General features: G+C 70.4%; 12 protein-coding genes and 1 tRNA gene. 8 read left to right on the forward strand and 5 right to left on the reverse strand.

The genetic code is table 11. The features are described 5' to 3' along the window. Positions 1-21 precede the first annotated feature (21 nt). Together ACFZDK_RS20680 and ACFZDK_RS20685 are read right to left on the reverse strand one after the other, a co-directional pair. Positions 22-798, reverse strand: a complete 777-nt coding sequence (locus ACFZDK_RS20680; protein ID WP_390974353.1) for an oxidoreductase — start codon at positions 796-798, stop codon at positions 22-24. A gap of 16 nt (positions 799-814) precedes the next feature. After that, positions 815-1,981, reverse strand: coding sequence for a phytanoyl-CoA dioxygenase family protein (locus ACFZDK_RS20685; RefSeq protein ID WP_390974354.1), 1,167 nt, complete (start codon positions 1,979-1,981; stop codon positions 815-817). Between the two features lie 147 nt (positions 1,982-2,128). On the opposite strand from ACFZDK_RS20685, the gene ACFZDK_RS20690 reads away from it, so the two are divergent. After that, positions 2,129-3,154, forward strand: a complete 1,026-nt coding sequence (locus ACFZDK_RS20690) for a substrate-binding domain-containing protein (protein WP_390974355.1) — start codon at positions 2,129-2,131, stop codon at positions 3,152-3,154. A gap of 34 nt (positions 3,155-3,188) precedes the next feature. Here the strand turns inward: ACFZDK_RS20690 and ACFZDK_RS20695 are convergent, their stop codons facing one another. Then, complete coding sequence (locus tag ACFZDK_RS20695) at positions 3,189-3,536, reverse strand: cupin domain-containing protein (RefSeq protein ID WP_390974357.1); 348 nt, start codon at positions 3,534-3,536, stop codon at positions 3,189-3,191. 163 nt (positions 3,537-3,699) lie between these two features. Here ACFZDK_RS20695 and ACFZDK_RS20700 point away from each other — a divergent pair, with 163 nt between their 5' ends. The 3 genes from ACFZDK_RS20700 to ACFZDK_RS20710 all read left to right on the forward strand — a co-directional run bounded on the left by ACFZDK_RS20700 (position 3,700) and on the right by ACFZDK_RS20710 (position 6,253). Continuing rightward, the gene (locus tag ACFZDK_RS20700) at positions 3,700-4,212 is read left to right on the forward strand and encodes a hypothetical protein (protein WP_390974359.1); all 513 of its coding nucleotides are present in this window, start codon (positions 3,700-3,702) and stop codon (positions 4,210-4,212) included. A gap of 95 nt (positions 4,213-4,307) precedes the next feature. Further along, positions 4,308-5,165: a dioxygenase gene (locus ACFZDK_RS20705; RefSeq protein ID WP_390974360.1), complete on the forward strand. Its 858-nt coding sequence runs from the start codon at positions 4,308-4,310 to the stop codon at positions 5,163-5,165. Beyond that, positions 5,162-6,253 carry an iron-containing alcohol dehydrogenase gene (locus tag ACFZDK_RS20710; protein WP_390974362.1) on the forward strand — a complete coding sequence of 364 codons (1,092 nt, stop codon included), beginning with the start codon at positions 5,162-5,164 and terminating at the stop codon, positions 6,251-6,253. The genes ACFZDK_RS20705 and ACFZDK_RS20710 overlap by 4 nt, the downstream gene beginning before the upstream one ends. 86 nt (positions 6,254-6,339) lie before the next feature. On the opposite strand, the gene ACFZDK_RS20715 is transcribed toward ACFZDK_RS20710, so the two are convergent. Beyond that, positions 6,340-6,921 carry a TetR family transcriptional regulator gene (locus tag ACFZDK_RS20715; RefSeq protein ID WP_390974364.1) on the reverse strand — a complete coding sequence of 194 codons (582 nt, stop codon included), beginning with the start codon at positions 6,919-6,921 and terminating at the stop codon, positions 6,340-6,342. A gap of 211 nt (positions 6,922-7,132) precedes the next feature. Here ACFZDK_RS20715 and ACFZDK_RS20720 point away from each other — a divergent pair, with 211 nt between their 5' ends. Together ACFZDK_RS20720 and ACFZDK_RS20725 are read left to right on the forward strand one after the other, a co-directional pair. Further along, positions 7,133-8,560 carry an MFS transporter gene (locus tag ACFZDK_RS20720; RefSeq protein ID WP_390974366.1) on the forward strand — a complete coding sequence of 476 codons (1,428 nt, stop codon included), beginning with the start codon at positions 7,133-7,135 and terminating at the stop codon, positions 8,558-8,560. A gap of 46 nt (positions 8,561-8,606) precedes the next feature. Further along, positions 8,607-8,680: transfer RNA gene (locus tag ACFZDK_RS20725), tRNA-Pro, on the forward strand. Positions 8,681-8,786: 106 nt separating this feature from the next. On the opposite strand, the gene ACFZDK_RS20730 is transcribed toward ACFZDK_RS20725, so the two are convergent. Beyond that, the gene (locus ACFZDK_RS20730; RefSeq protein ID WP_390974368.1) at positions 8,787-9,068 is read right to left on the reverse strand and encodes a hypothetical protein; all 282 of its coding nucleotides are present in this window, start codon (positions 9,066-9,068) and stop codon (positions 8,787-8,789) included. A 184-nt stretch (positions 9,069-9,252) separates the two neighbouring features. Here ACFZDK_RS20730 and ACFZDK_RS20735 point away from each other — a divergent pair, with 184 nt between their 5' ends. Both ACFZDK_RS20735 and ACFZDK_RS20740 read left to right on the forward strand, forming a co-directional pair. Further along, positions 9,253-9,729, forward strand: coding sequence for a CU044_2847 family protein (locus tag ACFZDK_RS20735; RefSeq protein ID WP_390974369.1), 477 nt, complete (start codon positions 9,253-9,255; stop codon positions 9,727-9,729). A gap of 32 nt (positions 9,730-9,761) precedes the next feature. Further along, entirely contained in the window at positions 9,762-11,867 is a 2,106-nt protein-coding gene (locus ACFZDK_RS20740) for a trypsin-like peptidase domain-containing protein (RefSeq protein ID WP_390975014.1), read from the forward strand. Position 11,868 lies beyond the last annotated feature (1 nt).

An 11,868-nucleotide genomic window follows, 5' to 3' on the forward strand; every position in this document is an offset into this window, starting at 1 on the left:
ACAACAAACCGTGGCAAATCCTTAGTCGAGACCCCCCAACACGTTCTGATCCCAGTCGATCACCGACCCGGTGACCACGCCCGACCGCTCCGACAGCAGAAAGACCACGAAGTCGGCGATCTCGCCCGGCTGCCCCAGCTTCCCCATCGGAAGCCTCGCCGCAGCCTCCTCCCGCCAGTCGTCCCCCGCCCCGTGGAACGCCCGCTGTGTCGCGTCCTCGCCCTCCGTCGCCGTCCAGCCGATGTTCAGGCCGTTGATCCGCACCCGGTCCCACCGGTGGGCGTGCGCGGCGTTGCGGGTCAGGCCGATCAGCCCGGCCTTCGCGGCGACGTACGGCGCGAGGAACGGCTGCCCGCCGTGCGCCGACGAGGTGATGATGTTGACGATCGTGCCGGGCGCCTTGCGCGCGACCATGTCGGCGACCGCCGCCTGCATCGCGAAGAACGGCCCCTTGAGGTTGATCGCGATGTGCTCGTCGAACAGCTCGGGCGTGGTGTCCAGCAGGGTGCCCCGGGAGGTGAGCCCCGCCGAGTTGACCAGGCAGTCGATCCGGCCGTACGCCTCGACGACCTCGGCCACCGAGGACCTGGCCCGGTCGGCGTCGGAGAGATCGGCCCGGACGTACATCGCGGTGCCGCCGGCCGCGGCCAGCTCCGCCACCAGAGCCTCGCCGGGCTCCGGGCGGCGGCCCGTCACGGCCACGGTCGCGCCCTCGCGGACCGCGGCCCGCGCGATGGCCGCGCCGACACCCTGGCTGCCGCCGTTGACGAGGACGACCTTGTCGTCGAGAAGTCCCATGGAGTGTCCCGGCCCTTCAGCTCTCGCGCCGGGTGGCGGCCGCCCGCAGCTCGTCCCGCAGCGTCCGGGTCTGCCAGCCCTCGCGCAGCGCCCGCCGCACCAGGTCCGCCTGGGAGGGCGGTGCCATGCCGTCGACCGGCGGGTCGCTGTCCAGGTTGGTCGGGAACGGGTAGCCCTCGGCGCTCGCGGCGACGACGTGCTCCAGCCACGACTCGGCCGCCCCCTCCGACCGGCGCCGGCGCAGCACCGGGTAGACCGCGTTGGCCACCGCCTCCCGGTCCACGCTCTCCATCGCCCGCCCGAAGGCCGAGGACACCTGGAGCAGGTTGGCCATCCGGCGGACGTCGACGGTCCGGTTGGTGCCGGCCGCGTGGAACACCGCCGGGTTGAAGAACGCCGCGTCCCCCTTGGCGAGGGGCAGCTGCACGTGCCGGGCCTTGAAGTAGTCCCGGAACTCCGGCAGCCGCCAGGCGAGATAGCCCGGCTCGTAGGTCTGCGAGTACGGCAGGTACATCGTCGGCCCCGACTCCACCGGCATGTCGCAGTGCGCGACCGCGCCCTGGAGGGTCAGCACGGGGGAGAGGCGGTGCACATGCGCGGGGTAGGCCGCCGCGGTCTCGTCGGAGAGGAAGCCGAGGTGGTAGTCGCGGTGCGGGAGCTGGGCCGCGCCGCCCGGGTTGACCACGTTGACCTGCGAGGTGATCTGGTAGCCGGGGCCCAGCCAGGCGCGGGAGACCAGGGCCACGATGTCGTTGGCGTAGTAGTCGGCGAACGCCTCCGGGTCGTAGAGCGCGGCCTTCTCCAGGGCGTTCCAGACCCGTTCGTTGGCCCCCGGCTTCGCGAAGTGGTCGCCGGCTCCCGCACCGGACTCGTTCTGCTCCTTGATCAGCGCCTCGAACACCGAGGTGGCCCGGTCGACGACCTTCGGGTCGGGGAACGCGCCCTTGAAGACGAGGACACCGGGGCCGTCGGTGAGGGCACGGACCAGCTCGGTGCGCACCGCGTGGGGCACCTCGGCGGTGCGCAGCCGCTCGCTGTCGTAGACGAGGACGTTGTCCTCGACGGCCGAGGCGTGCGGGTAGTCGGCCGGGTCGGTGGTCCGCTCGACCAGTGCGCGGAAGGTGTCGAGGTCGCAGTCCTGCTGCGAGAGCCAGGCACGGCCCTGTTCGGCGGCGAGGGACATCGGTGTCCTTCTTTCGGTCACGGTCACGGCCACGGTCAAGGCCAGGGGGCACGGCCACGGGATCGGCCGGGTTCTGTCATTCTTGTCAGCACAAACCCCTCGAACAACCAGCAGCGAGCCATCAAAAACCCCTCAAGGAGCCAGGTCGTGGGCCATCCCTTCCCGATCCGTGAGATCGCACGACAGGCAGGTCTCAGCGAGGCCACCGTGGACCGTGTGCTGAACGGCCGGGGTGGGGTCCGGGAGAGCACCGTGCGGGAGGTGCGGCAGGCGATCGCCGATCTGGACCGGCAGCGCACCCAGGTCCGGCTGATGGGCCGTACCTTCATGGTCGACATCGTGATGCAGGCGCCCGAGCGGTTCACCACCGCCGTGCGCGGCGCGCTGGAGGCCGAGCTGCCCTCGCTGCACCCGGCGGTGGTGCGCTCCCGGTTCCACTTCCGGGAGACCGGTCCGGTCGAGGAGCTGGTACGGACCCTGGACCGGATCGCCCGCCGGGGCTCGCAGGGGGTGATCCTCAAGGCGCCGGACGTCCCCGAGGTCACCGCCGCCGTCGGCCGCCTGCGCTCGGCGGAGATACCGGTCGTCACCCTGGTCACCGACCTGCCCGCCAGCGGCCGGCTCGCCTACGTCGGCAGCGACAACCGGGCGGCCGGCGCCACCGCCGCCTATCTCATGGGCCAGTGGCTCGGCGACCGGCCCGGCAACGTCCTCACCAGCCTCAGCAGCGGCTTCTTCCGCAACGAGGAGGAGCGCGAGATGGGCTTCCGCAGCGTCATGCGGGCCACCCACCCCGAGCGCGCGCTGGTGGAGATCGCGGAGGGGCAGGGGCTGGACGCCACCCAGTACGACCTGGTCCGCGCCGCCCTGGAACGCGACCCGGAGATCCGCGCGGTCTACTCGATCGGCGGCGGCAACATCGCGACCCTGCGCGCCTTCGCCGAACTGGGCCGGGAGTGCGCCGTGTTCGTCGCCCACGATCTCGACCACGACAACACCCGGCTGCTGCGGGAGCACCGTCTGTCCGCCGTCCTCCACCACGACCTGCGCCAGGACATGCGGGAGGCGTGCCACCTGGTGATGCGCGCCCAGGGCGCGCTGCCCCCGGCGGGCCCGAGCCTGCCGTCGGCGATCCAGGTGGTCACGCCGTACAACATGCCGACGGCACGCTGAAAGCGGTCACAGGTCGGCGGTCAAAGGTCGGCGGTCACAGGTTGATCGCGTACGCCTTGCGCAGCGTCTCGTGCACCGTCCAGGTCGTACGGTCGCCCGCGCGCAGGACGGCCAGGTCCCCGGGGCCCACCGTGAACGTCGGCCCGCCCTCGACCTCGATCGTCGCCGAGCCGCTGACCACCACGAACAGCTCGTCCGCCTCGGTGTCGGTGACCACCCCCGGGGTGATCTGCCAGATCCCGCGGATCCGGGTCCCGTCGGCCGACTCCCACACCACCTTCCCGGTGACCTCGGGCGTGCCGGAGACGATCTGCGCCGGGTCGAGCGGGTCGGGTTCGAGTTCGGCGTCGGGGATGTGCAGGGCGAAGCTGTGCGTCGTCATACGGCGACCCTAGCGAGCCCGGCGGGGCCAAGGCCGTGGACAGGGTGTGGGGCATCCGGCCTGATGGGAGGACACTTCGTCGGTCCGTGCTCCGTCCGTGCTCCGTCCCGGCGGGGCCCGGGCGGGGTGGCGGGCGGGCCCGCCCGGGGTGATCGTGGAGGGCATGGCCGACCCCACGGCGACCGTCGCCCAGCCACGCTCGCACGACACCCGTGAGGCCGTCCTGTTCGGCGGGGTGTACGGCGCCGTGCTGGCCTGCTCGATGGTGGCCGCGCTCACCCAGTACGGCCACACCTCCGCCGCCAGCCGCCGCTACGACGCCGTCTGGCTGGTCGTCACCGCCTGCGCCTCCGCCCTGGCGCACGGCTACGCCCACTACATCGCCGAGCGCGCCCCGCACCGCCGTTGGGACGTGCTGCGCACCCTGGCCGACGAGTGGCCACTGGTGGTGGCCGTGCTGCCCACGGTCTTCCTGCTCGCGGGCGCGGGCTGGGGCTGGTGGCCGCCGAAGGGCGTCGAGTACCCGGCGTTCGCCCTGAACATCGTCATCCTGTTCGGCCTCGGGCTGGTCACCGCCCGCTGGTCCGGACGGAGTTGGCCGGCCGCCGTGCTCATCGGCATGGTGGACGCGTGCCTCGGGGTGATCGTGGTGGTCGCCAACGCGCTCATCAAGTAGAACCGGCGGCAGACCCGGCAACAGACCCGGTTCATTGAACGGTAAACGGGTTTACGATCACTCATGGTCACTGTTCCTCCGGGCAAGGAGCCGGTATGACAACCGAAGACGCGGTCACCGCGGAGGCCGTCGGCAGTCTGGGCGGCACCGACGACGCCCGGCTGCGCACACTCCTCACCTCGCTCATCCGCCATCTGCACGCCTTCGCGCGGGAGACCCGGCTGACGCAGCGCGAGTGGGAGACGGCGGTCGAGTTCCTCACCGCGACCGGCCAGACCTGCACGGACACCCGGCAGGAGTTCATCCTGCTCTCCGACGTTCTCGGGCTGTCGATGCTCGTCGAGACCATCAACGGGCACAGCGACCCCGGCAGCACCGAGTCGACCGTGCTCGGCCCCTTCCACATGACCGAGTCCCCGGTGCGCGCGCTCGGCGCCGACATCGACCTGGTGGGCGGCGGCGAACCCTGCGTGGTCAGCGGCGTCGTCCGCGCCGCCGACGGCACCCCGCTGCCCGGCGCGGTCCTGGACGTGTGGCAGGCCGATCCGCAGGGCTTCTACGACGTGCAGCAGCTCGACGTCCAGCCGCCGGGCAACGGCCGCGGCCTGTTCACCGCCGACGCCGAGGGCCGCTTCTGGTTCCGCACCTGTGTGCCCAGCGCCTACCCGATCCCCACCGACGGCCCGGTGGGCGTGCTGCTGAAGGCCACCGGCCGGCACCCCTACCGGCCCGCCCACATCCACTTCATCGTCTCCGCCGAGGGACACCAGCCGGTCACCACGCACATCTTCGTCGCCGGCGGCGACTACCTGGACTCGGACGCGGTGTTCGCGGTCAAGGAGAGCCTGGTGAAGGACTTCGTACCGACCGACGACCCGTCCCTGGCCGCGGAGTTCGGGGTGCCGAACCCGTTCCGGCACGCCCGCTTCGACCTCGTGCTGGAGCGCTCGTGAACCCCTTCGACTCCTTCGACTTCGTTTACGAGACGAGGCCCGCCCGGGTCGTCTTCCGGCCCGGTGCCGCGCTGACCGCGACCGCCGAGGAGGCCCGGCACCTCGGGCTGCGGCGGCTGCTGGTGCTCAGCGGCGAACGTGGCGCGGACACGGCGCGGGCGGTCGCCGACTCGCTCGGCCCGGCCTGCGCGGGCCTGCACACCGGGGCCCGGATGCACGTTCCCGTGGAGGTCGCCGACCGGGGCGTCGAGGCGGCCCGGGCCGCGGGTGCCGACGGCTGTGTGGCGGTGGGCGGCGGCTCGGCCATCGGCCTCGGCAAGGCCATCGCCCTGCGCACCGGCCTGCCGCTGATCGCGGTGCCCTCCACCTACGCCGGTTCCGAGATGACCCCGGTCTGGGGCCTGACCGAGCACGGCGCCAAACGCACCGGCCGCGACCCCGTCGTACTGCCCCGCAGTGTCGTCTACGACCCCGAGCTCACCCTCTCCCTGCCGGTCCCGCTCGCGGTGACCAGCGGGATCAACGCCCTCGCCCACGCCGTCGAGGCGCTGTACGCCCCCGACGGCTCGCCGCTGGTCGCGCTGATGGCCGAGGAGGGCGTCCGGGCGATGGCGGGCGCGCTGCCCGAGGTCGCCGCCGCGCCCGACGCCGTACCGGCCCGCGCCCGCGCCCTGTACGGCGCCTGGCTGTGCGGGGCCTGCCTCGGCGCCACCACCATGGGCCTGCACCACAAGCTGTGCCATGTCCTCGGCGGCACGTTCGGGCTGCCGCACGCCGAGACGCACACCGTCGTGCTGCCGTACGCCCTCGCCTTCAACGCGGCGGCCGTGCCGGAGGCTGCCGCCGCGGTGGCGCGTGCGCTGGCGGTGGACGACGCGCCGGGCGCCCTGCAGGAGTTGGCCGGTGGGCTCGGCGCACCTCGTTCGCTGGCCGAACTCGGTCTGAAGGAAGCGGACTTGGTTGTGGCCGCTGAGCAGGTTGCGGGGCAGGCCTATGCCAATCCGAGGGCCGTCACGGAGGAGGACGCGCTGGGTGTGCTGCGGGCGGCTTATGAGGGCAGGTCTGTTCGGTGCGGTGACTTCGCCTGAGTGGTGACCCGTGGGGCGGTGGGGGCTGGTCGCGCCCGCGCGGCGGAGCCGCATATCGATAGGGCCCCGCGCCCCTGACGGGGCGTTCAGCGCACCGTTCGTACGCCGTCGAGGGCGATGCCCATCACGCGGTCGCGCTGGGTGGTGTCCTCGAAGGCCGTCGCCGCGATGCCCGAGACCATCCGCAGCAGGTCGCCGATCTCCATGTCGGTGCGGACCACGCCTGCCTTCTGGGCCCGCTCCAGGAGTGGGCCGCCGGCCGCGTACATGGAGTCCCGGCAGGCGGAGAAGATCTCCGACTCGTCGTTGAGGGCCTCCCGGACCGCCCGCTTGGTGACCATGTAGCCGGTGAAGCGGTCCAGCCAGGAGGTCAGTGCCTGCCACGGATCCAGTTCGGACAGTTCCACGGCTGCCCGGCACAGGGCGTTGACCTCGTCCGCGTAGACGCTCTCGAAGAGGTCGCGACGGGTCGGGAAGTTCCGGTAGAGGGTGCCGATGCCGACTCCGGCGCGGCGGGCGACGTCCTCCAGGGAGACGTCCGCGCCGTGCTCCGCGAAGGCCTCGCGGGCGGCCGTGATCAGGGCGTCGTAGTTGCGGGCCGCGTCCTTACGGTGCGGTCTGCGGGACGCGACGATCTCACTGACGGGGAAAGGGCCGGGGGCCGTCACTGTTGCCTCCTGGGGGACCGAAGGTGAACCGGAGGGTTTCCTCGACTTCGGTTGAAGCGGAGGGTTGCCTCCAGTAGAGTGGAGGAGTACCTCCACTTTAGCAGTGCGGAGCGGCACCGCCATGGCCGGACGCGGCCCGGTGTCTCCTTCCCGCACGCTCACCGACATTTCCCTCACCCTTCCCTCCGTTCCGATTTCGGAGAGGTCCTTCATGCCCCGGAAGTCCACCCGCCTCACCTTCGCGGTCCTCGCGACCGGTGCCGGCGTGTTCTCCATGCTCCAGTCGCTGGTCGCACCGGCCCTGCCGACCGTCCAGCACGCTCTGAACACCTCGCAGTCCACCGCGACCTGGGTGATGACGGCGTACCTGCTGTCCGCCTCGGTCTTCACCCCGATACTCGGCCGCGTCGGCGACCTGGTCGGCAAGAAACGCACCCTGGTCGCCGTCCTGCTGGCCGTCCTGGCCGGCTGTCTGGTCGCCGCCCTCGCGCCGAACATCGGCGTCCTGATCATCGCCCGGGTGATCCAGGGCATCGGCGGCGCCCTGTTCCCGCTCTCCTTCGGCATCATCCGGGACGAGTTCGCCCCGGGCGAGGTCAGCGGCAGCATCAGCAACCTGTCCGCGGTGATCGCGGCCGGCGGCGGCGTCGGCATCGTGGCCGCCGGTCCCATCGTCTCGGCGCTCGACTACCGCTGGCTGTTCTGGATCCCGGTCGCCGTCGTCGCGGTGACCGTCCTCATCGCCGCCCGCTACGTCCCCGAGTCGCCCAAGAGGGCCGAGGGCAGCGTCAGTTGGCTCGGCGCGGGGCTGCTCTCCGCCTGGCTGGTGGCGCTGCTGCTGCCGCTGAGCCAGGCCGGGCAGTGGGGCTGGGGCTCGGCGAAGGTACTCGGCCTGTTCGGCCTCGCCGTCGTCCTGTTCGCCGTCTGGCTGCTGACCGAGTCCCGCTCGGCCACCCCGCTGATCGACCTGCGCGTGATGCGGCTGCCCGCCGTCTGGACCACCAACGCGGCCGCCCTGCTCTTCGGCGCCGGAATGTACGCGATCTGGTCCTTCCTGCCCGGCTTCGTGCAGACCCCCGGCACGGCCGGCTACGGCTTCGGCGCCACCGTCACCGAGTCCGGCCTGCTCATGCTGCCGATGCTCATCGCCATGTTCCTCTCCGGCATCCTCGGCGGCCGCCTCGAACCCCGCGTCGGCGCCAAGGCGCAGCTCACCGCGGGCGCCGCGCTCGGTGCACTGGCCTGCGGCTTCCTCACCCTCTGGCACGACGAGCGGTGGCAGATCGGTGTCGTCGCGGGCCTGTTCGGCCTCGGCATCGGCCTGGCCTTCGCCTCGATGGCCAACCTGATCGTCGGCAGCGTGCCGCCCGAGCAGACCGGCGCCGCGACCGGTATGAACGCCAACATCCGCACCATCGGCGGCTCCATCGGCGCCGCGCTCACCAGCGTCCTGGTCACCGGCCGGCTCCAGTCCTCCGGGCTGCCCTACGCCTCCGGCTACACCCACGCCTGGGCCCTGCTCACCCTGTTCTGCCTGACGGCCGCCGGAGCGGCGCTCCTCGTCCCGGTCCGCCGTACGAACCGCGTCACCACCCCGGCCACGGAGCGGTCGGCGGCAGCACCCGTACGCGTGCGGTAGTGTTGACCTGCGTGATCACGCGGAAACCCACCGCGTGACTCCGCAGCGGGACGTGGCGCAGCTTGGTAGCGCACTTGACTGGGGGTCAAGGGGTCGCAGGTTCAAATCCTGTCGTCCCGACGCTGTTCACCAGCGGGTCTGCCGGAAACGGCAGGCCCGCTGGATGCGTTCATGTGACACGTGATGGCGGCGTGATGGCAAGCCCTGACCGTCTCGGCGTCCGGTCTCAAGCCGCCCGGTCTTCTGATGCCTGGCCGGTGTGGTGGTGTTTGCGGTTGGCGCGAGTGAGGGCCTTGTCGATGGCGGTGACGGCGTCGCGGGCGGCGTGGGGCAGCAGGTGGCCGTAGAGGTTGACCATGGTCGACAGAGTCGAGTGACGCAGGTCGTGGACGCCGATTCGGCGCGGGCCGCTCTCCTCGGGGCACCGGTGCAGCTCGGGCAGGACGCCGTGCGCGCGGAGCGGGGAGCTGTCCGGCTGGCAGACACCAGAGCGGCCGCAAATGCCCACGGGCCGCGCCCGGAAGGGGCCTTGCGCTCTTCGTAGGTAAAGCCTATCTGCTGTCCCCGTGCCGTCCGATGCGGCATCGTCTCGTGTAGCAGAGAGAATGCGGCGTTACCGAGCCTTACCCGAGCGCCGGCACTGCTGGGCATCGGGACAACGCCGGGATCACGGACATGCCATCATGGTGCTCATGGGGGACATGAATCTCACCTTTGACGACGGCTCGGTGGTGCGCCTGCACCTCACCCCGGTCGTCAAAGACACTGCCGAATCTGCTCGACCAACGCCTGCAAAGCAGACCGGTGCGAAGGCTCCGCTTGAGCTACCGCCGGACTTCGGAGTCGCGCAGCCCGTCAGTGTTCCGGCACGTGCGGCAGAAGCACTCACGCGAGGGGGCGAAGCGCTCGTGGAAGCACTCCACCCGTTGGGTGGTGTGCTGGACGGGATCCACCAGTCGTTCGCGGGTTCTGTCCAGCGCCCGGACGAGGTGACTGTGGAGTTCGGGGTGACGCTCGGCAGCGATCTGAGTCTCGGGATCTTCTCGGGCAAGGGGGAGGCGAGCTTCACTGTCTCGGCGAGCTGGAACTTCACTAGCGCCACGGATACCGCTCCGATCACGCAGCCCTCGCTTCCCGCGAACGAGACGACTGCTCCCATCGTCTCTTGAGGGAACTCCGCGGCGTGCTGTCTTCCCCATTGATGTCCTCGCAGAGTGACGCGGCGCTTCGCCGCGCGTTCGTCTCCGTGCTCGGGCCGGACGGCAGTTGCGTTGGAGCAGCTGTTCTCGTGGGCGATTCTCTGGTTCTCACCTGCGCCCATGTTGTCAACAGCGCACTGGGACGGGGCTACTTTGAGACGGCCACGCCGGGACCAGGGGACGTCGTTCGCCTGAGAATGCCCCATGTGGACCCTGACCGGGAACTGTCCGGTCGTGTCGATCACACGATGTGGCGCCCGCCAAGGCCGTATGCATCGGCCGAGCATCAGGCCTCCGCTGCCGGGACATTCCCGTATTTCGGTGATCTGGCAGTGCTCCGACTCGGCGAACCTGCTCCCGATGGCGCGGAGGTGGCGCCCTTCCTGCCCGAAGGGGACGGGCAGGAGGTCACCGCCCTGTGGGCGAGCGGCAACACCGCAACGACTCTCCGTGCGCTGCCGCGTGCTGTCGCCGAGCCGTGGATCGTGCTCGATGTCGTGGCGGGTTCGGTGTACGCCGGGTACAGCGGCGGGCCGCTCTGGGACCGAGGCCGTGAAGCGGTGGTCGGCATCGTCGTCGCCACCCACTTGACGGCCGGACGGGCGGTATCAGGGTCCGCGGAAACCCTCTACGCGATCGGGCTTCCCGCGATCGAGGCCGAGCTTCCAGAACTTCCGCCGCTGGCCGCACCCATGGCTGGACACGGCAGGCAGCAGATGCTGCAGATCCTCGAGCAGCTCCTTCCAGGCAGCCAGTCAGTGCGCGCATGTGAGGAGAGGCTGTCCGGCAAACTGCGTAGGGAGTCGGAGCGCGAGGCAGCGGACTGTCATAGGCTGCTCACGCTCGCCGTCGGAGTGCGCCGTGGTGTACCGGAACTGTTGGACGTGGTCCGGGAGCACTTGGCGGATAGGGGAGCCCAGGAGGACAACGCTCGTTACAGCGAGCTTGTGAGCGTGGCACGTACCGTGAGCTCGCGGGAGATACTCACCGCGCAGCAGCGCCGAGACCTGGTGGGTCTTCTGACGCACTGCCACAACAGCGATCCGCCGGAGCTCATGCGCTCTGTGCTTCCGTATGCGGACAGTTACCCGCCGGTGTCCGGACTGGTCGATGTCACCGATCTCCTGGAGGCGTACGACCCACCCGCTGGCCAACGGATGCCACCACTGTTGCAAGCGGTCGTCCGGATTGCTCTGGCGGAGCTTTCCGAAGGAAGTCCCGTGGCGGAAGACCTTGACGCGTGGGTGGCCAGGGTGGCACGCCGACTGGGTATACCTCTGGCAGCCGTCGAACAGTTCCGCGAAGACATCCGTCCGAAGGTCCTTGACCTTCACGCTCTCGCGGGGCCCCGTGTCCAGGTTGAGTTGCTGCCGCTTTCTCATGGCCATCGCTTCACCTACCAGATCTGGGTCTGGAACGGCGACGGTCGTCACGAGGTGGTGGCAGTACAGGACTCCGAGGTGTCCAGTGAGCAGGTGGTCGAGGGCATCCGGACCGTGTTGCGTAACGAGGTGCACGAATATGCGGACCAGGCGTTGGTGGAGTTCTTCCTGGCGCCTGCCTGGCTGCGGCTCGAGGTCGACACGTGGCAAGTGACCGGCAACGAGGACGACGGCGACTTCTTTCTCGGTATCAGCCGCCCAGTGGTCCTGCGTAGCTCCGGACGAACACGCGAGACGTACGCCCGCTGGAAGCGCCGAACCGAAGCCCTCCCGTCTTCTCACCCGCTCGTCCTTGACCAACGCTGTACGTCATCCATCGTCGCCCAGGCACAGTTGGAGGCGACACCGGATGCCGGCGTTGTCATCCTGTGCTGTGAACAGCAGCATCAAAGCCGCCTGCTCCGGCAGTGTCTCCAGGCCGGCGTGCCGACCGTTCTGTGGCACCGGCAGAATCACGACACGGACACTGCCAAGCGGCTTCTGGAACTCCTCCAGGGGGTCCAGCACGCAGACCTTCCCGAGACGGTACGCCTGGAACGGGCCAGAGCGTTGGCAGACCCCGACTGCTTGACCCACCACGGTCACCGCCTGTCGCTTCTGTACGACGGACCGGACCATAGGCCACCGCCGCTTGCCCCCGATGCCTGGGCGCTCACACAGCCCTGAA

It is taken from the genome of Streptomyces sp. NPDC007901, from assembly GCF_042959465.1.
Taxonomy (GTDB): Bacteria; Actinomycetota; Actinomycetes; order Streptomycetales; family Streptomycetaceae; genus Streptomyces.